The 22201-nt window shown below is 62.6% G+C and carries 19 protein-coding genes, 1 tRNA gene and 2 riboswitches; of the genes, 11 read left to right on the top strand and 9 right to left on the bottom strand.

Features of this window, described 5'->3' with window-relative positions:
- Nucleotides 1–175: 175 nt before the first annotated feature.
- Together ACO550_RS09535 and ACO550_RS09530 are read right to left on the bottom strand one after the other, a co-directional pair.
- Complete coding sequence (locus ACO550_RS09535) at nucleotides 176–1639, bottom strand: AMP-binding protein (protein WP_485994680.1); 1464 nt, start codon at nucleotides 1637–1639, stop codon at nucleotides 176–178.
- 28 nt (nucleotides 1640–1667) lie between these two features.
- Nucleotides 1668–3689, bottom strand: a complete 2022-nt coding sequence (locus ACO550_RS09530) for an oxidoreductase (RefSeq protein ID WP_315595186.1) — start codon at nucleotides 3687–3689, stop codon at nucleotides 1668–1670.
- 241 nt (nucleotides 3690–3930) lie between these two features.
- Here ACO550_RS09530 and ACO550_RS09525 point away from each other — a divergent pair, with 241 nt between their 5' ends.
- The 4 genes from ACO550_RS09525 (at nucleotide 3931) to ACO550_RS09510 (ending at nucleotide 6606) form a co-directional block, all read left to right on the top strand.
- Nucleotides 3931–4455 (top strand): MarR family transcriptional regulator, encoded by a 525-nt coding sequence (locus ACO550_RS09525; protein ID WP_315595185.1) that lies wholly within the window; start codon nucleotides 3931–3933, stop codon nucleotides 4453–4455.
- A gap of 123 nt (nucleotides 4456–4578) precedes the next feature.
- Nucleotides 4579–5193 carry a gamma-glutamylcyclotransferase gene (locus tag ACO550_RS09520; RefSeq protein ID WP_485994678.1) on the top strand — a complete coding sequence of 205 codons (615 nt, stop codon included), beginning with the start codon at nucleotides 4579–4581 and terminating at the stop codon, nucleotides 5191–5193.
- A gap of 185 nt (nucleotides 5194–5378) precedes the next feature.
- Nucleotides 5379–6068, top strand: a complete 690-nt coding sequence (locus ACO550_RS09515; protein WP_315595183.1) for a helix-turn-helix domain-containing protein — start codon at nucleotides 5379–5381, stop codon at nucleotides 6066–6068.
- Between the two features lie 31 nt (nucleotides 6069–6099).
- Entirely contained in the window at nucleotides 6100–6606 is a 507-nt protein-coding gene (locus ACO550_RS09510; protein ID WP_315595182.1) for a DUF6630 family protein, read from the top strand.
- A gap of 8 nt (nucleotides 6607–6614) precedes the next feature.
- Here ACO550_RS09510 and ACO550_RS09505 read toward each other — a convergent pair whose 3' ends face one another.
- Nucleotides 6615–7619, bottom strand: a complete 1005-nt coding sequence (locus ACO550_RS09505) for a LysR substrate-binding domain-containing protein (protein ID WP_315595181.1) — start codon at nucleotides 7617–7619, stop codon at nucleotides 6615–6617.
- 261 nt (nucleotides 7620–7880) lie between these two features.
- Between ACO550_RS09505 and ACO550_RS09500 the strand changes: the two genes are divergently transcribed.
- The 3 genes from ACO550_RS09500 to ACO550_RS09490 all read left to right on the top strand — a co-directional run bounded on the left by ACO550_RS09500 (nucleotide 7881) and on the right by ACO550_RS09490 (nucleotide 9499).
- Entirely contained in the window at nucleotides 7881–8147 is a 267-nt protein-coding gene (locus tag ACO550_RS09500; RefSeq protein ID WP_315595180.1) for a PepSY domain-containing protein, read from the top strand.
- Nucleotides 8148–8150: 3 nt separating this feature from the next.
- Entirely contained in the window at nucleotides 8151–8705 is a 555-nt protein-coding gene (locus ACO550_RS09495) for a cytochrome b/b6 domain-containing protein (protein ID WP_315595179.1), read from the top strand.
- A 116-nt stretch (nucleotides 8706–8821) separates the two neighbouring features.
- Nucleotides 8822–9499 carry a DJ-1/PfpI family protein gene (locus tag ACO550_RS09490; RefSeq protein ID WP_315595178.1) on the top strand — a complete coding sequence of 226 codons (678 nt, stop codon included), beginning with the start codon at nucleotides 8822–8824 and terminating at the stop codon, nucleotides 9497–9499.
- Nucleotides 9500–9554: 55 nt separating this feature from the next.
- Here the strand turns inward: ACO550_RS09490 and ACO550_RS09485 are convergent, their stop codons facing one another.
- Nucleotides 9555–10469 carry a LysR substrate-binding domain-containing protein gene (locus ACO550_RS09485; RefSeq protein ID WP_315595177.1) on the bottom strand — a complete coding sequence of 305 codons (915 nt, stop codon included), beginning with the start codon at nucleotides 10467–10469 and terminating at the stop codon, nucleotides 9555–9557.
- Between the two features lie 309 nt (nucleotides 10470–10778).
- Here ACO550_RS09485 and ACO550_RS09480 point away from each other — a divergent pair, with 309 nt between their 5' ends.
- From ACO550_RS09480 to ACO550_RS09470, 3 genes are all read left to right on the top strand, one after another.
- Entirely contained in the window at nucleotides 10779–12119 is a 1341-nt protein-coding gene (locus tag ACO550_RS09480) for an MFS transporter (protein ID WP_315595176.1), read from the top strand.
- Between the two features lie 27 nt (nucleotides 12120–12146).
- Nucleotides 12147–13358, top strand: coding sequence for an amidohydrolase (locus tag ACO550_RS09475; RefSeq protein ID WP_315595175.1), 1212 nt, complete (start codon nucleotides 12147–12149; stop codon nucleotides 13356–13358).
- Nucleotides 13359–13388: 30 nt separating this feature from the next.
- A riboswitch (glycine riboswitch) is annotated at nucleotides 13389–13488 on the top strand.
- Nucleotides 13489–13611, top strand: a riboswitch (glycine riboswitch).
- A gap of 10 nt (nucleotides 13612–13621) precedes the next feature.
- Nucleotides 13622–14950: a D-amino acid dehydrogenase gene (locus ACO550_RS09470; RefSeq protein WP_315595174.1), complete on the top strand. Its 1329-nt coding sequence runs from the start codon at nucleotides 13622–13624 to the stop codon at nucleotides 14948–14950.
- A 134-nt stretch (nucleotides 14951–15084) separates the two neighbouring features.
- Here the strand turns inward: ACO550_RS09470 and ACO550_RS09465 are convergent.
- Both ACO550_RS09465 and ACO550_RS09460 read right to left on the bottom strand, forming a co-directional pair.
- Nucleotides 15085–15171, bottom strand: a tRNA-Leu gene (locus ACO550_RS09465).
- A 98-nt stretch (nucleotides 15172–15269) separates the two neighbouring features.
- Entirely contained in the window at nucleotides 15270–16838 is a 1569-nt protein-coding gene (locus ACO550_RS09460) for a GGDEF domain-containing protein (RefSeq protein ID WP_315595173.1), read from the bottom strand.
- 129 nt (nucleotides 16839–16967) lie between these two features.
- Between ACO550_RS09460 and ACO550_RS09455 the strand changes: the two genes are divergently transcribed.
- The gene (locus ACO550_RS09455) at nucleotides 16968–17435 is read left to right on the top strand and encodes a hypothetical protein (RefSeq protein ID WP_315595172.1); all 468 of its coding nucleotides are present in this window, start codon (nucleotides 16968–16970) and stop codon (nucleotides 17433–17435) included.
- 39 nt (nucleotides 17436–17474) lie between these two features.
- Here the strand turns inward: ACO550_RS09455 and ACO550_RS09450 are convergent, their stop codons facing one another.
- The 3 genes from ACO550_RS09450 to ACO550_RS09440 all read right to left on the bottom strand — a co-directional run bounded on the left by ACO550_RS09450 (nucleotide 17475) and on the right by ACO550_RS09440 (nucleotide 22181).
- Entirely contained in the window at nucleotides 17475–18971 is a 1497-nt protein-coding gene (locus ACO550_RS09450) for a M81 family metallopeptidase (RefSeq protein ID WP_315595171.1), read from the bottom strand.
- Nucleotides 18972–19238: 267 nt separating this feature from the next.
- The gene (locus ACO550_RS09445) at nucleotides 19239–21425 is read right to left on the bottom strand and encodes a TonB-dependent siderophore receptor (RefSeq protein ID WP_315595170.1); all 2187 of its coding nucleotides are present in this window, start codon (nucleotides 21423–21425) and stop codon (nucleotides 19239–19241) included.
- A gap of 246 nt (nucleotides 21426–21671) precedes the next feature.
- The gene (locus ACO550_RS09440; protein ID WP_315595169.1) at nucleotides 21672–22181 is read right to left on the bottom strand and encodes a hypothetical protein; all 510 of its coding nucleotides are present in this window, start codon (nucleotides 22179–22181) and stop codon (nucleotides 21672–21674) included.
- Nucleotides 22182–22201 lie beyond the last annotated feature (20 nt).

Here is a 22201-nt window from a genome sequence, read left to right as displayed (position 1 = left end):
TCATGCGCGAGACGGCGTCGGCCGCAAGCTTGCGCAGAACGAATTTCTGAAGTTTTCCGGTTGCCGTGCGGGGCAATGTCTCGAACACGATATGGCGGGGCGTCTTGAATCCCGGTAACCGCCCACGGCAGAAACGCCCGACCTCCTCCGCGCTCAGCGTGCCCACGAACTCAGGCTACCCCACGACCAACGCGCAGGGAACCTCGCCCCACATGGCGTCGGGCACGGCGACCACCGCAACGCTCTGCACTGCCGGATGGGTGTAAAGAACTTCCTCGACCTCGAGGGAGGAAATGTTCTCGCCTCCGGAGATGATGATGTCCTTGGCCCGATCCTTGACTTCGATATAACCATCGGGATGCACAACCGCCAGGTCACCGGTGTGGTACCAGCCACCGGAGAACGCTTCGGCAGTCGCATCGGGGTTCTTGAGGTAGCCCTTCATGGCGAGATTTCCACGAAACATGACTTCGCCCATCGTCAAGCCGTCACGTGGAACCGGTGTGAATGCCGCGTTGACTACGGCCATGTCCTCCATCACGGCGCTGCGTACACCTTGCCGCGAGAGATGCGAGAAGTAGCCGTCCTCACCTTCAGACTCCCATTCGGGCTGCAGTTGGCAAAGGGTGTTGACACCGTGCATCTCGGTCATGCCATAAACGTGCAATAGCGAGAAGCCGAGCGCCGAGATCCTGCGCAGCACGGCGCTCGGCGGAGACGCCCCGGCGCACATGATGCGAATCGGGCGCGGCGGCTTGTTCCAGTCATGCGGCTTCCCATCAACCAGGAAATCCAGCACAGTCGGTGCGCAACAAAGATGCGTCACGCCATAGGTGCCGATGGCCTGATAGATATCGTCCGCCACGACCTTACGCAGGCAGATGCTGGTGCCGCCCATGGCAGCCAACGCCCAGGCGAAACACCAGCCATTGCAATGGAATAGCGGCAGAGTCCACAGGTACACCGGATTGGTTCCGGGCATCTCCGCATTGATGGACTGGCCAAGCGCGTTCAGATAGGCGCCGCGATGGTGGTAGACCACGCCTTTCGGGTTACCGGTGGTCCCCGAGGTGTAGTTCAACGCAATGGCATCCCACTCATCGGCCGGAAAGCGCAACTCAAGATCCTGGGGCGCCGCAGCTACGAAGGCCTCGTAATCCATGGACCCAACCCGCTCTTCAAAGCCGGATGCTGGATCCAGGATGTCTATTACTGGTATGTCGAGATCCGCCAGCCGGATCGCTTCGCGTGTTACCGCCGCAAACTGACTGTCGACCAGCAGCAGGCGCGTCTCGGAATGCTGAAGGATGAACGCAACCGCCGCAGCGTCGAGTCGGATATTGATGCAGTTCAGCACCGCGCCAGACATCGGTACGCCGAAATGCGCTTCGAGCATTTCAGGGATATTGGGCGCGATGATCGAGACTGTATCGCCCCGCTGAATGCCCGCCGCGATTACTGCTCGCGCCAGCGCATGGCAGCGCTCGGCGTACTGCTGCCACGTATAGCAACGATCCTGATAGACGACCGCCGGGCGATTCGGAAATACATCCGCAGCCCGCCTCAGGAAACTCAATGGCGTCAGCGGCTGGAAGTTTGCCTCACACCGTTCGAGGCCCAGGTCATATTTTGTCCGCACGGATGTCTCCTCCGGGAATACAGGCGGTTCAGATGGAAACAGCAAGTCGGGTAGCCTGGTCGATCGCGCGCAAGGCATCGAGTTCGCTGGCCACATCGGCGCCGCCGATCAGGCGGGGCTTCAAGCCGCGCGCCACGAGCGCATCGAACAGCGTGCGGTTGGAGTTCTGACCCGCGCAAAGTACGACGTGGTCGACTGGCAGCACGTGTGCCTTTCCTTGAACCGTGTAGTGCAGACCTTCATCGGTGATGGCGTCGTAGGTGGCACCAGCGGTCATGGCGACATTGGCGCGACGCAACTTCGCCTTCAGGATCCAACCAGTGGATTTCCCGAGACGCTTGCCCAGGGATTCATCCTTACGCTGGAACATGAATACTGCGCGCCGCGGTGTCGGCGCTTCGGCGGCGTCGGCCAGACCGCCGGGTGTCGGGCTGGTTGGTGCAACGCCCCATGCGCGGAAGAACGCTTGCGGATCCAGCGACTCTTCCGCATCGCCGAGCAGGAATTCGGCCACGTCAAACCCGATGCCGCCAGCGCCAATAATTGCAACACGTTGCCCCGGAACAACCTTGCCCCTCAGCACGTCGATGTAGGACACCGCCTTGGGATGGTCAACACCCGGGAAATCCGGAATCCGCGGGGATACGCCCGTAGCCAGGACGATTTCATTGAAGTTGCCGAATCCCAATGAACGGGGCGTCGCCGCTTCGCCGAGCCTGAGGGTCACGTTCAGCTTTTGCAGGCGCACGCGGAAGTAGCGCAGCATCTCGTGAAACTCGGCCTTGCCCGGCACCTGCTTGGCAAGGTTCAGTTGACCACCAAGTTCGGAGTCAACTTCGAAGAGCGTGACATCGTGTCCACGTTCGGCGGCATTGATCGCGAATGCCATCCCTGCCGGTCCGCCTCCGACAACCGCAATGCGCTTCGGCGCTGCAACAACGCCAATCGGAAACTCGATCTCGCGGCCGGCGCGCGGATTTACGAGGCAAGTAGCCGTGCGCTCGGTAAAGATCCGGTCCAGGCATGCCTGATTGCAGGCGATACAGGTGTTGATTTCATCGGTCAGCCCGAGTCGCGTCTTCTTGGCAAAGTCGGGATCGGCAAGCAGCGGGCGCGCCATGGAAACCAGATCGGCAATGCCCGAGCCAATCACCTGCTCCGCAACGTCCGGCGCATTGATGCGGTTGGACGCCATCACCGGGATGCGGACCGCCTGCTTCACGTTACGCACCGCATCGCTCCAGGCGGCGCGCGGCACTGTCGCCGCAATGGTCGGCACAGCGGACTCGTGCCAGCCGACGCCCGTGTTGATCAGATCCGCACCGACGGCTTCGACCTGCCGCGCAAACTCGGCGACCTCCTCACCGGTCATTCCGCCCTCGACCAGATCGATAGACGAGATACGGTAGATCAGCATCGGGTCCGCGCCGATGCGCTCGCGGACTACACGTACCACCTCAAGTGGAAAGCGAATGCGGCCATCGAAGCTGCCTCCGAACTCGTCCGTACGGCGATTCGTCGGCGCAGCAGTGAATTCGTTGATCAGGTAGCCCTCGGAACCCATGATCTCCACGCCGTCATAGCCCGCCTCGATGGCAAGCGCCGCGGTATGCGCGAAGTCATCGATCGTCCGGTACACATCCCCGGTGGTCAATTCGGTCGGCGAGAAGGTATTGATGCGAGCCTTGCCCGGCGAGGGGGCGACGCATTCCGGCACTTTGGCGTAGCGCCCGGCGTGAAGGATCTGCAGCACGATCTTTCCGCCGGCCTGATGAACCGCCGACGTCACCGCTCGATGCTCGTCGAGCTGGTCGACGCTGTTAAGAAGTGGGCCACCTTCCTCCATCACGCCTTCCGGATTCGGCGAAAAGCCTCCGCTGAGGATCAGCCCGATCTCTCCCTGGGCACGCGCCGCGTAGAAGGCGGCGAGCCGCTCATGCGGGCGATCCAGGGTCTCAAGGCGCGTATGCATCGCGCCCATCACCATCCGGTTAGGAATGACATGACGGCCGATTGTGAGCGGCGTCAGGATCTTGTCGAGCGTCTCCATGGGGTCCTCGGTGTTTTCTGATGTGTATGGCGTGAATATAGGCACGGCCCACAACTACGTCAAGTACATGACATACTTTTACGTAAAAACCCCGAAACAAATGGTCTATCATGCAATCTACATGTCATAGATAGGGACATGCGCAGTGTTCATCACCCACCAGTCGAGTTGGTCGGATCGATCACGCCTTAGAATGTCGTCCACGCATTGCGCCGCCCGCCTACAGAGCTGATAGAGCCAAATGACCAAATTCGATCCCTCCTACGACGAATCCGTCTCGTCCGTGCATAACCGCCTGTTTTTCAGGCTCTTCCAGGCGGGAAACACGCTCGATCGGCAAACCATCAAGCATTTGGGCATCACTACGGTGCAGTGGTCGGTACTTGGCGCGCTGTCTCGGCCGCAGGTGGCCGATGGCATGTCGTTTTCAGATCTGGCCGAATACCTTGTGGTCAGCCGGCAAAGCCTTGACGGCGTGCTCAAGCGCCTGGAACGAGAGGATCACGTTGCGCGTGTCGCGGACACGGTCGATCGGCGCGCGAAGAAGGTGGTGCTGAGGCCGCAGGGACGAGCCTACTGGGCAAGCCTTCAACCCAAGATCTATGAGTTCTACCGCCAAGCGCTCATGAACTTCCGATTCGATGACAAGGTGTCACTGGTCCATTTTCTTAACCAGATCAACGCAGGCATGGCAGGCGTGGACCTCGAGGCTGGGTTAGCGGATCAGTCGTCCGCGGCACCGGCCGAGGCAGGGATGTCGGAGTAACACTGAGCGTGCACGCTCTCGATCCAACAAGAATTCAATCAAACGGTAACCCGGAGCAAGCTCGGAATGACAAACCTCACGCGATCCATCCTGGCTGACGGCAGCCTGCGCGATCGACTGGCCATGCCAGCGCATCTGTCCTGGACCGATGCAGAGCTTGAGACATCGCTACAGCAACTCCTGGAATCAAGGCCGCCTGAGGGACTGTGGATCTTCGCCTACGGCTCGCTCATCTGGAATCCGCTGATCTCGTTTGAAGAACAACAGGATGCCTGCCTGCGCGGGTGGCGACGTACGTTTTGCATCCGAACCATATCGGCCCGCGGCACACCAGACAAACCGGGCCGGGTACTCGGCCTGGAGCGTGGCGAGCAGACACACGGCGTGGCATATCGCTTGCCTGACACGATTGCGTTGAGTGAATTGCGCCTGCTTTGGGCCAGGGAAATGGGCAGTGGCGTCTATCTGCCGACCTGGGAGACTCTCGAACTGGCAAACGGCAAGACCGTCGTCGCTATCGCCTTCGTTGCAAATCCCGATCAGCCTCTGTATGAGGCTGACACGTCCGTTGCGACGGTAGCCCGATTCGCGGCAGCCGCTTCCGGCGTGTTCGGGAGCAATGCCGAGTACATCGAAAACCTGTACGCCGCCCTATGCGAGCGAAATATGGCAGACGACTATCTCTCGGAAGTCGTGCAACATATGGCAGGGATCGGCTCGGCGCAATCGGGGGAATAGTCCCACAACCTCCGTTGAACAATGCGGCCGGATTCTCTTCGGTTGCATATAAGGGTCGCGCGGCATCCGACACGCGGCTTGCGCGTGTACCCCAGTCGTTCTGGCGAGTTGCTTCGACTGAAGTCTCGACATTATCAGCATCACCATCGCCTATACTCCATCCGTCCTTCACCAACGCATGAACTATGGAATACGCTCCGGGCATCAGCCAGCTGGCTGGCCTGCTGGCCGATCCGGGCCGCGCGGCCATGCTTTGGGCGCTGATGGATGGCAGTGCCAGGCCGGCCGGTGAGCTTGCGCTGATTGCCGGGCTGTCGGCATCGTCCACCAGTGGTCATCTGGCGCGGCTATCCGAAGGGGGCCTGCTGGCGGTCGAAACGCGTGGGCGGAACCGTTACTATCGGCTGGCCGCGCCGGAAATCGGGGTTGCCATCGAGGCGCTGGCCACGGCTTCGCTGGCCAGCCAGCCGCCGCGGCTGCGCGCCGTGCCGGTTTCGCGCAGCGCGCCGGCGGCGCTGCGGCTGGCGCGCACCTGCTATGACCATCTGGCCGGGGAACTTGCGGTGGGTCTTTTCGAACGAATGTCGCAGGCGGGCTGGCTGGCCGTGGACGGTACGCGGGTCGACCTGACTGGCGATGGCGTGCAGGCCATGGCCCGGCTCGGGATCGACCTGGACGCGGCGCGGCGCAAGCGGCGCCAGTTTGCCTGCACCTGCCCCGACTGGAGCGAACGCAAACCCCATCTGGGCGGCGCGTTGGGGGCGGCATTGCTGGCAACCTTGCTGGAGCGGGGCTGGATAGAACCCACGGTCACGTCGCGCGCGTTGCGCGTGACGCAGCGCGGGCATCGAGAGATCGGGAAAGTGGCAGCATGAACCTTGCTACAAAGCCACCAAGGAGTAACGGATGACAATAGAACTGGAAGACGACGCGCAGGACGCCGTAAGCCGGCTGTTTGCGCTGATCAATCTCGGGGACACGCAACAGACCACGCGGCATGTGGCGCTGTTCGAAGAGGCACTGGAAGACGCCGAGGAAGACGAGGCTGATGCCGATGCGCTGCTTTTCCAGATCAAGGAGATCATCGACTGGGAGGCGGGTTTCTACGTCGACTGGAAGGATGCGGAATCGTTTATCGGCTGCCTGAACCAGCTGTGCGAGCGCTTCGACCTGGAAATCGACTGGGGCACCGAAGATCCCGAGGACGAGGATTTCCTTGAAGGCACCAGCGTGCCGGAGTTGATGGAACTGGCCACCGACCAGTTGCGCGTGGCAGGCTACACGCTCTGGAACTGGGATACCGGTGGCGATGCCTACGCGGGCTGGATCACGCGCAGCGAAGACGATGACGAGATGCTCGAAATCGCCGAGACGCTCGCATTCGACCTGCGCAGCGGCGACCAGCCATACTGATCGACCCGTTACTCGATCGTCAGGATCGTCGGCGCGTTGTCGTCGTCACCGGCCGGCGCGGCGGCGTCGGTCGGGGCGTCGGTCGTGTTGATGGAACGGGGTACCGGCCGGCGCGCGGTGTCGGGCACGCCCAGCGTTTCTTCCAGTGCGTCCAGGAACGCGCGGACGCTGGCCGGCATCAGCTTGCGCGCGGGCATCAGCACATAGACCTTCAGTGGCGAAGAGGTATAGCCTGGCAACACGCGCACCAATTGTCCCTGCACCAGTTGTTCGTGCACGAAGCGAGGCGACAAGCGCGTGACGCCCAGGCCATCGACTGCCGCCTTGATGCGAACTTCCGCGTTGTGCGTGCAGAGGCGCGGCTCTACATCCATCGAGTAGGTTTCCACGCGATCGCGCAGGAATTCCCAGTGGGTGTCGTCCTGGTTGCCGACGGTTGGCCAGCCTTGCAGGTCTTGCGGCGTGCGCGGCAGGCCACGCTCGCGGATCAGGGACGGCGCCGCATAGAAGGCGCGCTCGATCAGCACCACGCGCTTGCTGGCAAACGAGCTGTCACTCAGGTTGGTATCGGTCATCACGAACGCCAGGTCATAGCCATGGCGAACCAGATCGGGCTGGTCCCAACTGACATCGAGTTGCACGCGCAGCGCCGGATGCAGCTTGAGCAGACGGTTCAGTGTGGGCGACAGATGCTGCGAGCCCACTTCATACGGCGTGGCAATGCGGATGGTTCCACCCACTTCCTCGCTGACCGAGGCGGCCTCGGCGCTGATTTCGCGCAGCGCGCCGAACAATGGCGACACCCGATCGTAAAGCTGCTGGCCACGCTGGGTCACGCGCACGCGGCGTGTGGTGCGCTCGAACAGGCGCACGCCTAGCTGGCCTTCCAGCCGTGCCACGGCGGCACTTGCCGATGACTTCGGGACTTCGGCCAACTCGGCCCCCTGTGTGAAGCCGCCACCTTCCACCACACGGCAGAAAATTTCCCAGTCCTTCCAGTCAATCGATTTCATGCGAGCCTTTTCGTAGCATACATCGGGAAAACCCTTATCCGATGCGCCGCGATTGTCCCACATCGCGAACAATGATGGAGTCCACGTACACGTCATGGTTATTACACACCGCTGACATCCAGTTCCAGATGGCATTTGCCGCGCAATGACTCTTTCTCACCTTGGATTGCTCGGGGAAAGCCAGTATTGGGAATCGCTCTCATTACACTCTAGGATTCGAATTCATCTTCGCCCTGGCGGGCTTTCGACCGAGGAGTCGTCATGTTCAAAGTTGCTGCTTTCGTTGTTGCCGGAGCCCTCTCCACTGCCGCTTTTGCTGGCGCCAATTGCGAAAAGCACCCCAAGTCCGAATGGATGCCGGAGGCCGATGCCAAGGCCAAGATCGCGGAACAGGGCTACAACATCAAGAAGTTCAAGGTCGATGGCAATTGCTATGAGATCTACGGCACCACCAAGGATGGCAAGAAGGCCGAAATCTACTTCGACACCAAGACGCTGAACATCGTCAAATCGGAAATCGGGAAGTAAGCTGTGGCAACCCCGGCGGATCGGGTAAGCGCCCCCGACACGATTCGCGTCTGGGACCTGGCCGTACGCTTCACGCACTGGAGCGTGGCGGCCATCGTCTTCTATGACCTGGTCGACGATTCCGGCGACCAGGTACACCGCGTACTGGGCTATGTTGCTGCCGGGCTCGTACTGTTCCGCATCTTGTGGGGCTTTGTCGGCAGCGAACATGCACGCTTCAGCGCATGGCTGCCGCGTCCCGCCGGCGTGCTGGCCTACGGCAGGGCCTTGCTGAAGGGCCGCGCGCCGCGCTTCGTCAGCCACACGCCACTAGGGGCCGTGATGATGCTGGCGATGTGGGCGTTGATCCTGGCCCTGGCCGTCACGGGCTGGATATCGCGTCTGGATCCGTTCTGGGGCGAGGACTGGCCTATCGACATTCATCGCTGGCTATCCAACACGCTGCTGGGCCTGATCATCGTGCATGTGATTGCAGCGCTGGCGATGAGCATCAAGGGCCGGGAGAACCTGATCGTGGCGATGCTCACGGGCAGGAAGCGGCGCGGCAGGCTTCCGTAGTCGTTCCAAATCGCGGCGGCACGTTCATTGCCGAATCCCCGGCGGATACCTACGATAGGGCAACGCCGATGCCCATGCGGGTGTCGGCCGCATCCCATCCGCAACCGGAGAACGCAATGAAGATCCTGATGGTGCTTACCTCGCACGACCAGCTTGGCAATACCGGCAAGAAAACCGGCTTCTGGCTTGAGGAATTCGCATCTCCCTACTACGTGTTCAAGGATGCCGGCGTCGATCTCACGCTGGCCTCGCCCAAGGGTGGCCAGCCACCGATCGACCCCAAGAGCGACGACCCCGGTGCGCAGACCGACGCGACGCGCCGGTTCCAGTCCGATGCGGCGGCAAAACAGCATCTGGCCACCACCTTGACGCTAGACCAGGTGAAGGCCGACGACTTCGACGCGGTCTTCTATCCCGGCGGGCATGGTCCGTTATGGGACCTCACGGAAGACAAACGCTCCATCGCGCTGATCGAGGCCTTCGATCGCGCCGGCAAACCGGTCGCGGCGGTGTGCCATGCACCGGGCGTGCTGCGCCATGTAAAGGGCGCCGACGGCCAGCCGCTGGTCAAGGGTCGCAAGGTCACCGGCTTCACCAATTCCGAAGAAGACGCCGTGCAACTGACCAGCGTGGTGCCGTACCTCGTGGAAGACGTGCTGAAGCAGAACGGCGGACAGTTCTCACGTACCGACGACTGGGGCAGCTACGCGGTGGTCGACGGGCGGCTGGTCACGGGGCAGAACCCGGCATCGTCGGATGCCGCCGCGCATGAACTGCTGAAGCTGCTCAAGTAGGCGCAGCGGCCGCGCCGTACCGCGTGCACATACGCATTGGCGGTATCGCTAACGCCTAGCGCGTGCGGCGTGGCTTGGCGCAGTGCCGTACTTCGCGCGTGAATTGCGCGCAGGCGTGTGTCATCAGGTCTTCCGAGCGATAGACCAGGAAGACCTGGAAATCGGGCATCTCGTCGAGAATCGGCAAGCGCACCAGCGCTTGCGGATCGAGCTTGAGCGGGCCGGTGCCATCGAACACGTAGTTCGACCACACGCTGATCAGGTCCGTCTTGGTCGCCAGTTGCAAACCCAACAAGTTCGATGCGCTCTGCACGATACGCTTGGGCATGTCGAGCTTGTGCAGGCGCATCAGGCTGGCCAGTGGGCTGCCCGGATCGTCGAGCGGATCGAGTGTGAGCCAGTCCGCGTCGAGCAGCGCACGCAATCGCCGCGCGCGCCGCAACGGATGCCCGGGCCGCACGGCCAGACCCATGCCCACCGAGAACAGCGGCTCCCACTCCATGCCGCCGCCACCGGGACCGCTGTTGGTCGAGATCAGCCCGAGGTCGAGCCGACCTTCGCGCAAGCCTTCCAGGATCTGCTGCGGCCGCAACTCCATCGCACGCAGCGTCACATTCGGATATTGCTGCCGATACACCGCCATTGCATCAGGCAAGGCCGCGCTCGATGCCACGGCGGTAAAGCCAATGTGCAGTTGTGCCTCGGCATGCCCGCGAATCGATTCGATATCTTCCAGCGCATGGCGCAGTTCCTGTTCCACCACGGTTGCGCGCCGCACCAGCGCCACACCGTATGCAGTCAGGCTGACGCCGCGTACCGAGCGCGTCATCAACGTCACGCCCAGTTCCCGTTCCAGTTCGGCAATCGCTTTCGATAGTGCCGGTTGCGAGGTATGCAGGCTGCGTGCGGCCTCATGCATGCTGCCGTGCTGGGCTACGGCCATCAGCACACGCAGTTGTTGCAGCTTCATTCGGGTTCCTCCTGGCTCGTGAGCCTTTTCTTATGATCAGTTTGATCGATGCCTTGCCGTGGTGCGCGCATGCGCGAATGTCGTGCACGCCATCGGAAAATGCGCCGCCTAGGTACTAGTCCCGATGGTGCGCCGACAATGATGATGACGGTGATGCCATAACGTTATCACCATGAAAATATATGATTTTCAGGCCGGCGTGTTTGCCTGAATACTGCATCGCCAAGGACATGCCCTGCCCTTTGCGCGATGGATGCCAGCACATACGGTCTCCACGATTCCCCCAAAACCAGTTCGTGGAGTACCCGCATGAACGACGCAACCCTGCCCGCCGGCGCGCCGCTCGCAACATCCGCATCATCCACCGCACCAGCCACAGGATCCGCCACGCCAGCGCGGCCCGCGGCACGGCAGAGCCAGTTCCGCCTGATTGCCGCCTGCTCGATCGGCAATGCGCTGGAGATGTTCGATTTCACGGTGTACAGCTTCTTCTCGCTGCTGATCGGCAAGCTGTTCTTTCCATCCGATAGCCCGTACGGTTCGCTGTTGCTGGCCGTGGCCACGTTCGGCATCGGCTTCATCATGCGCCCACTTGGTGGCGTGGTGATCGGCAACTACGCAGACCGTCGCGGTCGCAAGGCAGCCATGTCGCTGACCATTGGGCTGATGGTAATCGGCACGCTGTGCATTGCGTTGGCGCCGACGTATGCCGTGGCCGGTGTGTATGGCTCCCTCACGATCCTGGCAGGCCGCCTGTTGCAGGGCTTCTCGCTTGGTGGCGAAATCGGTGCCTCCACTGCCATGCTGATGGAGGGTGGCGATGTGAAGGGCCGCGGCTGGCGCGTCAGCTGGCAGATTGGCAGCCAGGGTATTTCCGCGCTGGCCGGCGCGGCCACCGGTGCCACGCTCTACGCCGTGTTGTCCACCGAGGCACTCGAAAGCTGGGGCTGGCGCGTGCCGTTCCTGCTGGGCTTGCTGATTGCACCGGTGGGACTCTATATCCGCGCCAAGCTCGATGAAACGCACGAGGCCGATGCCCATGCACCGAGCCCGGTCGGCGAACTGTTCCGCCGCCATGCAGGCAAGGTGGCGCTGGGCATCCTGTCCACCACCGCGGGTACCGCAACGATGTACCTCGTGGTGTTCTTCATGCCCACATACATGATTCGCGTGCTCCATATGCCGACCTCGCTGTCGTACCTGTCGGGGTGCGTCACCGGTGTCACGCTGCTGGTGGTCTCGCTGATCGCCGGCAAGCTGGCAGACCGGCTTACCTACCGCAAGCCGCTGGTGGCCGGCTCGCTGCTGTTCAGCCTGGTCGCCGTCTATCCCGCGTTCTGGCTCATGAACACCTATCCGAGCGTACCGCTGGTGCTGGGCCTGTCCGCACTGCTGACTGCCAGCATCAACCTGGGCACCACGCCGATGTTCCTGATGCTGCTCGAAATGCTGCCGGCTGGCGTGCGTGCCACGGGGCTGGCCGTGATCTACAGCGTGGGGGTGACCGTATTCGGCGGCTCCTCGCAGTTCATCGTCACATGGCTGCTGGCCAAGACCGGCAACCCGATGTCCCCTGCCTTCTACATGATGGCGTGCGGGCTGCTGGCGCTGGTCGCCGTGCTGCGCATTGCCGAGAAACGCGAACACTGATTCCCAAGATCCTCCAAGGAAACCCACATGACCCGCGAATCCACGCTTACCCCGTTCCAGTTGCTGCCGCACCTGCTGCCGGCCATCGACACCGAAACCTTCGTCAATATCCGCCGCCAGATCCATGCGCAGCCCGAGCTTGGCTTTGAAGTTGGTGCCACCAGCAAGCTCGTGGCCACCTTGCTGGAAAGCTGGGGCTACGAAGTGCATACCGGTATCGGCAAGAGCGGTGTGGTGGGGCAACTCAAGGTCGGCAACGGCACGCGCCGGCTCGGAATCCGCGCCGACATGGACGCGCTGCCAATCGTCGAGGCCACGGGCCTGCCCTATGCCAGCAAGACGCACGGCCGCATGCATGCGTGCGGCCATGATGGCCATACCGCAATCCTGCTGGCGGCGGCCAAGGCTCTTGCCGATTCGCGCAGCTTCGACGGCACGCTGAACGTAATTTTCCAGCCCGACGAAGAGAACCTGTGCGGTGCGCGCGCAATGATCGAGGACGGCCTGTTCGAGCGCTTTCCATGCGATGCCATCTACGCGCTGCACAACATGCCCGGTGTGCCGGCCGGTTCGTTCCGCGTGCTGACGGGTCCGGTAAGCCTGTCGTCCGATGTGGCCGACATCACCATCCGGGGTGTAGGCGGGCACGGCGCGATGCCGCATCGCTCGAAGGACCCGATTGCCGCGTCTGCCGCCATCATCACGGCCTTGCAGACCGTGGTGGCGCGTAATGTGGCGCCCGACGATACGGCCGTGGTCTCGGTCGGCTTTATCCATGCCGGTGCCACGCACAACGTGATTCCCGAGGAAGTGAAGCTCGGCCTCAATATCCGCGCCGCGCGGCCTGAAACACGCGCGCTGGTGGAGGCACGCATTTTCGATATCGTGAGCCTGACGGCACAAGCCCATGGCGTGACCGCGCAGATCGACTATCGGCAACTGACGCCGCCGATGGTCAATGCCGAAGTCCCGACTGCGCTGGCCGCGGACGTCTGCAAGGAACTGGTTGGCGACGACCAGGTCGTGACCCAGGCACCGAAGGGCCTGAACGGCAGCGAGGATTTTGCGTGGATGCTCAATGCGGTGCCCGGCTGCTACCTGATCCTGGGCAATGGCGAGGGCGAGTTCGGCGGGTGCATGGTGCACAACCCCGGCTATGACTTCAACGACCAGGTGCTGCCACTGGGTGCCGCGGCATGGGTGCGGCTGGCGCAACGATTCCTGGTAGCCGCAGCCTGAAGATCTGTGGCATAGTTGTCACCGTTGTGTCCCGCGATATCGGGAGAGCCCGTGTCTGTCACCCGGCAGGCGCGGCGCCGAAGGAGCAACCGCCCCGGAAACTCTCAGGCAAAAGGACCGGTATCGCCAGTGCACTCTGAAGAACCCCGGCTTGTACGTCAGCCGGCGGTACCGAAGGAGCAAGCGATGCACGCGCAAGCCAGGTCTTGCGCGCTGCGCGCGAATCTCTCAGGTCAAGGACAGAGGGGGCGTCCGCGAAGCGCATGGTGCGCCGTGGACTGCCATCCCATGACGTCCTGGAAGACCTTCTCATGAAATCCATTGCAGTGATTGGCGGCGGGATTACCGGCGTCACGACCGCTTACGCTCTCGCCAAGCGCGGGTTCTCCGTCACGCTGTTCGAACGCCATCGCTATGCGGCGATGGAAACGTCGTTTGCCAACGGCGGGCAATTGTCGGCATCGAATGCCGAAGTCTGGACGCACTGGTCCACGCTGGCCAAGGGCATCAAGTGGATGCTGCGCAACGATGCGCCGCTGCTGGTCAACCCGCGTCCGAGCTGGCACAAGCTGAGCTGGTTTGCCGAGTTCATCGCGTCGATGCCGCACTATCGCGCCAACACGGTCGAAACCGCACGGCTGGCCATTGCCGCGCGGCAGCACCTGTTCGCGTGGGCCGATGCCGAAGGCATCGACTTCGATCTGAAGCGGCGCGGCATCCTGCATATCTATCGCAACAAGGCCGGCTTCGATCATGCGGGTAGCGTGTCGAAACTGCTGGCCGAGGGCGGCCTGGAACGCCGCGCGGTCACGCCCGACGAGATGCGTGCGATCGAGCCGACGCTGGCCGGGCAGTACTACGGTGGCTACTTCACCGAGAGCGACTCGACGGGCGACATCCACAAATTCACCAACGGCCTGGCAGTTGCGATCCGTCGCCTGGAAGTGCAGACGCTTTACAACCAGGATGTGCGCTCGGTATCGACGACGGGCCGCCGCGCCACGGTCGTGTCCGCGGAAGACGGCCTGCCCGCCTCACACGAGTTCGATGGCGTGGTGGTCTGTGCGGGCGTGGCCAGTCGCACCTTCGCACAGCAACTGGGCGATCGCGTGAACATCTATCCCGTCAAGGGCTACTCGATCACCGTGAACCTGAACGACGCCGAAAGCCAGGCCAGCGCGCCCGTGGTGAGCCTGCTCGACGATGAAACCAAGCTCGTGACCAGCCGCCTGGGTGTGGACCGCTTCCGCGTGGCCGGCACGGCCGAATTCAACGGCATCAATCGCGATATTCGCGCGGACCGGATTCGTCCGCTGATCGACTGGGTGCACGCATGCTTCCCCGGCGTGAGCACGCGCAACGTAGTGCCCTGGGCAGGGCTGCGTCCCATGATGCCAAACATGATGCCGCGCGTAGGACGTGGCCATGCGGCAAACGTGTTCTACAACACCGGGCATGGGCATCTGGGCTGGACGCTGTCGGCCGTTACGGCGGAGATGGTCGGGGATGTCGTGCGGCAGTCGGCGGCGCAGGAGGATGGGCGCGTGGTGGTTGGTGGTGGTGCGCAAGGAGTGAGGGCTGGGGCAGCTTGACGCGCCCTGCCCTCTCCCCCGCCCCTCTCCCGCTCGCGGGAGAGGGCCAGCGCATCAATAACCGACCGCGCTGAACTGCCCTTTCTGGGCCTTATAAATGAAAAAGCCCCGCTCGTTGAGCGGGGCTTTCGAATTGGTGCCCAGAAGAGGACTCGAACCTCCACAGTGTTGCCACCGCTAGGACCTGAACCTAGTGCGTCTACCAATTCCGCCATCTGGGCTTCGTTTCGCTGCATTACTGCTGCGACGCGAGCCGCGAATTCTACAGAAGCTTTGGGAATTTGCAAGCCCTTTCTTGCAGCAACTGCGGATCAGCTATTCAAACCCCAAGATACACGCTGCCGTCGAGCACGTAGCGGTTGCGGCCGGCACGTTTGGCACGGTACATCGCACTGTCCGCGCGGTGCAGCAATGGCTCAAGGCGCGGCGCTTCCGGCACCGCGCATACCGCGCCCACGCTGATCGTGACGAAGGGCTGCACCGGCGTGCCATGGTGGGAAATGCCAAGCTCCCGTACCGCTGCCACCATGGCACGCGCGATATTGCGCGTTTCCTCGATGCTGGAATCCGGCAGCACCACGGCAAACTCCTCGCCGCCTAGCCTTGCGCAGAACTGCGCGCCACGCAGCGCGCGCGTCAGCGCCAGTGCCACTTGCCGCAGGCATTCGTCACCGGCCGGATGCCCATAGAGGTCGTTGTACTGCTTGAACAGATCGACGTCGAGGATCAGCAGGCCGATCTCCTTGCCGCGCTCGCAGGCACGCGCCACGGCGACTAGTGACTCGCGCTGGAAGTAGCGGCGGTTCGGGATGCCGGTCAGCGCGTCGATATCGAGGTCCGCCTGTACGCGCGAGAGTTGCTCGGCAGTTTCGCCAAGCTGGGTGGCCAACGCCAGTTCACGCGACTGGTAGCGGCTGATATCGCGCATGAACACGAGCAGGCCGATCTGCTTACCGTCCATGCGGCGCACCGGCTCGACGGTCAGTTCATAGGCCGCGCCTTCAGGAATATATGGCAGCGCATCGCCGGGCCCATTCAGCGCATCGTGCCATCCCGGCGGCGGAAGCTGGCCATGACGTAGCTCAGTCATCAGCGCAATCGCCGCCGGATTGAATTCGACAATGCGTCCGTCGGCGCCCAGGATCACGCAGCCTTCGCGAATCGTGTCGAATACGCGTAGCCGCGCATAGTGGCCGGTGTCCTCCAGATGCGTGCGCAACGCGCAGATCCAGACCAGCACGGTCATCAGTGAAAACGTGGCCGGCGTCAGATCGCCACCGAGTGGTCCGGTCCAGCGGTACAGGTAGGCGACATGCGTGACCAGCGGCAGCAGCAGGCCAGCCATCAGCACATTGCGTCCCCGAACCGACAACGCCGCATTGGGAACCTTGGCCGTGGCCAGGAAATACATGCTGAGGCCGAGCAGTGCGTAGGTCCACGCCGCTGCGGCCGTATAGCCGATGCCGTGATGGAAAACCGCGCCTGGCGCCACGCCGGGTGGCATCAGGTCGATCGAGGTCCAGATCAGGCGATGGCGCTCGTTTGTGAATACCAGCGCCACGGTCAATACCGCGACCAGTACCGGCACCCATAACAGCGACCATGGCACGACAAAGCGCGGCCGACTGACATGCACCATGGCCACCAGCCACCCGATCGGTACCGCGACGATCCCGAGGTACTGGAACTTGGCCCAGAAAATCCGGCCTGCCAACTCGGTCTCGCTGATTTCCAGCAGGCGGCCACCGCTCCAGATGGTTACGCCAGCCGCCAGGACCAGGAACGCGCGGACGGTTGGATCATCGCGCCGCGGCCAGGCGGCGACGGCCATGCCCGCACTGCACACCACGGCAATGGTCAGGCAAAGGACGAGAGGATACGATGGCATGAAGATTGGCCGTACCGGATGTCGACCCCGTCCGGCAGTGCGGGGCGAACCATTATAGGCCTCGGCGGTCCGACCCTGGCGCGCGGCCACCACTGTTGCCGCGCTCGACCAACAATCCGGAAACCTGACGTGCCCTTAATTATCCTCGGCCTGGCCGTAATCGCGGCCTTTATCTACGGGCTGGTAAGGCTCTACCAGAAGGTGGGAGCCGCCTTTGGCGCGCTGGCAGGAGCCGCCGCCGTGCTGGCAATCCTGGCGGCGCTGACCGCGCTGTTCCTGGCCTGGCTACGACGCTACCGGGCCCTCCATGGCCGGCGTATCAAGGGCGAACGCGTACTGACGCTGAGCGGTGACTGGGGCAGCCTGAAGATCGATGCCGAGCGCAAGAACGGGGTACTGGAAATGGACGGCCAGCGCGAGGTGCTGATCTTCGCCGACATCGCCGCGGCCCGCCCCGAAGCACGTCAGGGTCGCTGGTATCTGCTGCTGACCCTGCATCACCACAAACAGGCGGAATGGATCATTCCGATGCCTGACCGGGACGCGGCCAGCCGCTGGGAAAAGATCTTCCGACTGGCGGCGGCACAGAAGCTGTGAGCGACGGTAGTGCCTGCTTGTGGTGGTGGTGGCGGCTTGCTAGCCGCAGAACGGCTCGCCCATTGGTTTGAGACGAATGCCCGGTGCGAGCCGGGTCCATGGCAGGTCCGCCGGATCGGCGGTCATTGGACCGGGTGCCTTGGCCACGAGCACCGCATGAGCAATACCCTGGAAGTCGGCCCGGAAGTGCACCGAACTCTTGTTCACGAGGATCTTCATGGCCTCGGGCTCGACGCCGCCAACACGGTACAGGTTGCGATCCAGCATCTGCGCCTTGCCGGCACTGACCACCACCCGGACACCATCGATCGCCAGCAGGGCCACGGGGCCGACATCGGCCTGCATGCCATGCATCATCGGGCCACCAAAGCGGCATACGCCATCAGACACCTGCAACACTTGAAAGCGCCCCTGCAGCGGCTCGTCTCCCGGCACACCTGAAACGCCCCCCAGCGCGACCTCCAGCGTCGCGCCCGCACCTGCGCGATGGGCCGCGGCAGCCACGGCCGGATCCCAGATCAGGCCGATTGCCGCGCCTTGCGCACCGTTGCGCAGTAGCGCACGCAACATGCCCATGGTGTTCGAATCACCGCCAGCACCCGGGTTGTCCTGGGTATCGGCGATCACTACCGGCCGCGTGGCGCCCTCGGCCAGCCGCATGGCCTCGCGCACTGCATCATCCGGTGACAGGAACGGAACTTCCCATGCCGCTTCCTCGGCCAGCATGCGGTCATGCAGCAACTGCACCGCGGCTTGCACCGCATCGGCATCCTCACCGTAGCCCCAGATAACCGGACCACATTCCGGAAAATCGGCTGCCGGAAACCCTGGCGCGAACGACAACGACACCAGACCGTCGGACTCCAGCTCAGCAAGCTTTGCGTACATACCTTGCGCTGGCTCCAGCATCGTGCACATGCCGTTGATCGGAATCAGGAACGGCAGGCGACGTGCGACACAGTGCCAGCGCGGCTTTCTGTCGAGCAGATGCTGCAACAGCTCGGCGGCACGCACGCCGGTTTCGGCCATGTCAATGTGTGGATAGGTGCGATAGGCCACCAGTGCATCGGCTGCGTCGAGCATGGCCTGCGTGACATTGGCGTGCAGGTCGAGCGAAGCCACCAGCGGTATGTCGGGGCCGATGACATCGCGCAGGCGGGCCAGCAACGTGCCCTCTCCATCGTCGGCATGCTCGGCCACCATCGCACCGTGCAGGTCGAGATAGATCGCGTCGAAACCGCCTGCGCGCGCTGCATCGACAATCTCGCCCGCAATGCGCTCGAACGCATCCTCGGTCACATGCGCGGACGGACTCGCCCCCGCCCAGATCACCGGCAACAGCGTCCAGCCGTTGCGCTGCGCGGCCTGGATAAAACCGCCGGCCGGAATGTTCACATCGCGCAACGCCAGCACTTCATCACCACGCGCCAGCGCCGGAAACCCCTCACCACGTTCGAAGCTGGCATAGGTGGCCTTGGACGGCGCAAACGTGTTGGTCTCGTGCTGGAAGCCCGCAATCAGGATTCGTTTCGCCAATGCTCCCTCCATGTTCCGATCGTCAACGGTCAGATACCGGCAACCATGCCTTGGTGCAATCGTCGGTCAGATGCAGGAACAGAGCAAGAGCAACTTGCGTGGACTATCGTTGCCCAGCCGGCAACACAGCGATGCGGGAAGAGGGCGAGGGACGGGAAAGAAGGCTGGCGGTGCAAGCTGAGACAAGTCGCCGATTTGAACCGCATTGCCCTCTCCCCCAACCCCTCTCCCGCGCTGCGGGAGAGGGGAGCAAACAACACCGCCGCGTCAGAACTGTAGCGAGGCGTTCATCAGGAACGTGCGGGTGGCCGCCGGCAGTACGAAGCCATCGTACGTAGTGGTCCAGTAGCGGCGGCCGAACATGTTGTTCAGCGCAGCGCGCACGGTCAGCGTCTTGCCTTGCACGCGCGTCGTATAGCGTGCGCCCACGTCGGCCGTGGTGTACGACGGAATCTGCTGCGTATTGGCCGAGTTCACGTACATCGAGCCCGTGACCTTGGCGCCGGTCCACAGTGTCAGGCCGGGGAGGAACGGCGTGTCATATTCGACGCGGCCTGTGACGATGTAGTTCGGCGTGGCAAATACCCGGTTGCCGTTGACGAGCTGGTCGTCCACATCCTTGGTCTTGGTGTGCAGCCAGAGCACGCCGCCCATCAGGCGCACATCGCGCGCCACACGCCACCAGCCGCTGGTGTCAAGACCCGTGAACTGCTGCTTGCCGTCCTGCACGAAGACATTCGACGTGTTGGTGTATTCGTAGCCCTTGTCCACGCGGAACAGGGCCACATTGGCGCCCCACTTCTCGCGGTCGGTCTTGAAGCCCACCTCATACTGACGGCTCTTGAGCGGGCCGAAAGTTTCGCCGAAGTTCACATTGGTCACGCCTGCCGAGCCACCTGGCTCCAGCGATTCCACATAGCTGACATAGGCCGTCGAGAAATTGTCGGTCTTGTACATCAGCGCCACGGTCGGCGTAAGCGGGTTCGCGCTGTAGTGCGACGTGCGCACCGCGTCGGGACCGTAGTTGTCCTGCGTGAAGTTGTTGTAGCGCACGCCGGCCAGCACCGAGAAGCGCGGCGTGAACTGGATCGTGTCGCTCAGGTAGATCGACTTCTGCTGGATCCGGTAGTCACGGTAGGGAATGTAGTCCTTGCCCACACTCGCCTGCTCGGGCAGCGACACCGGGCTGTAGAGATTGTTGACGCCCATGGCAATGCCGTTGCCACCAAGGCCGTTGTCGAGTTCGCGTACCTGCGACTGGTAGCCCAACCCGGCAACGATCTCGTGCTTGATGCCGCCGGTATCGAACTTGCCTTGCACCATGGCGTCATACGCCTGGTAGTAGTAGGCGGTCTTCCAGCGGTAGTTGGTATCCGAGAAGTCGCCGTTGTTGTCGAAGACGTAGAGGAAGCTGTCCGCGTTCAGCCGGTTCTGGCGCGCGAAACGGTACTTGAAGCTGGTCTTCCAGTCGGAGTTGATGCGGTAGTCGAGGCCCGTGCCCACGGTCAGCGTATCGGTTTCGTGCGACGACCACGGCTGCGCCAGGCTGCGCGAAACGCTGCTGGCGGCCGGAATGGTGTCCGTGCCGAACGACAGGCCGAAGATGGTGCCCTGCGACTTGCGCTTCCAGTACATGACGTCGGCATTCCACGTCAGGTCCGGTGTGATGCGGAAGTCGGTGGCCAGCGAAAACGTCTGGCGGCGGACATGCACGCCCGGCTCATTGGTGTTGCCCTCTTCGTTGACCGCGTTGATGCGATAGCCAAAGCGGTCGTCCATGCCAAAGCGCCCACCCACGTCGAGCTTCTCGCTCCACACATTGTTGGCCTGGTAGCCGATCGTCACTTCGCGCAGCGGCTTGTCGGTGGGACGCTTGGTCACGTAGTTGATGATGCCGCCCGGCGAGCCGAAGCCATACATGAAGCCCGACAGTCCCTTGAGCAATTCCACCTGCTCGAACGGTTCAAGCGGAATGTCGGCATCCCACGATACGAAGTTCTGGCCGTCGATCTTGGTGCCGTTGAGCATGTCCACGCGCATCCCGCGCACGGCGAAGTACGAGTTTTCCGTGCGAGCGTTATCGCCCAGCACCTGCACCGCCGGATCGTATTTGAAGACGTCGTTGGCGGTCTGCGCCATGCGCTGCTGGATCTCGTCGCTCGATACCGCGTTGACCGAGAACGGCGTATCGACGGCCTTGCGGTCCCCCAGTGCACCGTTGCTGACACGTTCGACCTTGACGGCTTCGCCGGAACGGTCGGCCACCACGGTGGCCGTGGGCAGCGTGGCCGTAGCGTCGGCATTGGCCTGCGACTGGGCTTGTGCTGACAACGACAGGGCCAGACCCATCACCGCAATCGCGACAGGCGACAGAACCGGCAAGTGATACGGCGAACGGCGTGATACGCGCGCGGACAAGCTAGCGCGCCCGTCGGACGAACGGTGCAAAGACATTGGGAATCCCGGGAGTGTTGTTGTTGGTGGGTCTTGATGCGTGGTTCCAGAGCCGGTGCCGGCCGCACTACATGGGACCAAACTTGAAAACAGTAGTAGTAATACGAATGGTTCGCATTTATACCACCAACATTACGGGTCTGTAATGAGTCTCTTGACTGATGCCGGGATTGTTGCAGTCGTCCAACAATAAAGGGGCTCAAGAGCCCCTTTATTGTTCAATCATCGATAGTTTGGCGTGCCGGCTTATTTGCGGCTGCGCTCCCCGCCGCGAGAGTCCTGGATGATCATCGTGCGATCGAGCACGCCGTTCTCATCAAAATAGGCACTGAAATGAGCCGGCAAGTAACCGGGCAGGTACATCCGGTACGACCATGCCTCACGCTTCATCAAGGCGTAGTACTGGATCGGCTCCTTGGGCTTGCCCCAGCGCTCGAGTACATCCTGCTTGGTCCAGGTACCCGGGCGCGCGGTGTAGATCTCGTTTTCGGTCAGCATCTGGCGGAAGCTGGTCAGCTTGCCGCCTGCGTCGAAGTCGGCCGCATAGATGTCATAGCCGTAGGGCTGCTTCGAATAGATCCAGCGCTGCGCGCCGTTCGGCATCTGGAACGTATCGGTTGGCGCACCAAACGTTTCGCGGACCGAAGCCTGCGGACTGCCGATCAGTTTTTGCCCGGTTTCCACGGGCTGCAACGAGGAACATCCTGCGAGCACCAGGGCAGCAATGCCCATCCAGGCGCGAAATCGAAATGGCATGGCGGCCTCCTTAACGTGCA

This window comes from Cupriavidus sp. (assembly GCF_057315035.1).
This window is presented reverse-complemented; position numbering and strand designations above follow the sequence as displayed.

Bases quoted from the DNA above. Each gene is read 5' to 3' on its own strand.
- ACO550_RS09480 (WP_315595176.1), top strand. From the start codon at position 10,779: ATGAACGACGCAACCCTGCCCGCCGGCGCGCCGCTCGCAACATCCGCA.
- ACO550_RS09445 (WP_315595170.1), bottom strand. From the start codon at position 21,425: ATGTCTTTGCACCGTTCGTCCGACGGGCGCGCTAGCTTGTCCGCGCGC.
- ACO550_RS09530 (WP_315595186.1), bottom strand. From the start codon at position 3,689: ATGGAGACGCTCGACAAGATCCTGACGCCGCTCACAATCGGCCGTCAT.
- ACO550_RS09515 (WP_315595183.1), top strand. From the start codon at position 5,379: ATGGAATACGCTCCGGGCATCAGCCAGCTGGCTGGCCTGCTGGCCGAT.
- ACO550_RS09490 (WP_315595178.1), top strand. From the start codon at position 8,822: ATGAAGATCCTGATGGTGCTTACCTCGCACGACCAGCTTGGCAATACC.
- ACO550_RS09475 (WP_315595175.1), top strand. From the start codon at position 12,147: ATGACCCGCGAATCCACGCTTACCCCGTTCCAGTTGCTGCCGCACCTG.
- ACO550_RS09440 (WP_315595169.1), bottom strand. From the start codon at position 22,181: ATGCCATTTCGATTTCGCGCCTGGATGGGCATTGCTGCCCTGGTGCTC.
- ACO550_RS09505 (WP_315595181.1), bottom strand. From the start codon at position 7,619: ATGAAATCGATTGACTGGAAGGACTGGGAAATTTTCTGCCGTGTGGTG.
- ACO550_RS09510 (WP_315595182.1), top strand. From the start codon at position 6,100: ATGACAATAGAACTGGAAGACGACGCGCAGGACGCCGTAAGCCGGCTG.
- ACO550_RS09520 (WP_485994678.1), top strand. From the start codon at position 4,579: ATGCCAGCGCATCTGTCCTGGACCGATGCAGAGCTTGAGACATCGCTA.
- ACO550_RS09500 (WP_315595180.1), top strand. From the start codon at position 7,881: ATGTTCAAAGTTGCTGCTTTCGTTGTTGCCGGAGCCCTCTCCACTGCC.
- ACO550_RS09460 (WP_315595173.1), bottom strand. From the start codon at position 16,838: ATGCCATCGTATCCTCTCGTCCTTTGCCTGACCATTGCCGTGGTGTGC.
- ACO550_RS09485 (WP_315595177.1), bottom strand. From the start codon at position 10,469: ATGAAGCTGCAACAACTGCGTGTGCTGATGGCCGTAGCCCAGCACGGC.
- ACO550_RS09470 (WP_315595174.1), top strand. From the start codon at position 13,622: ATGGTGCGCCGTGGACTGCCATCCCATGACGTCCTGGAAGACCTTCTC.
- ACO550_RS09525 (WP_315595185.1), top strand. From the start codon at position 3,931: ATGACCAAATTCGATCCCTCCTACGACGAATCCGTCTCGTCCGTGCAT.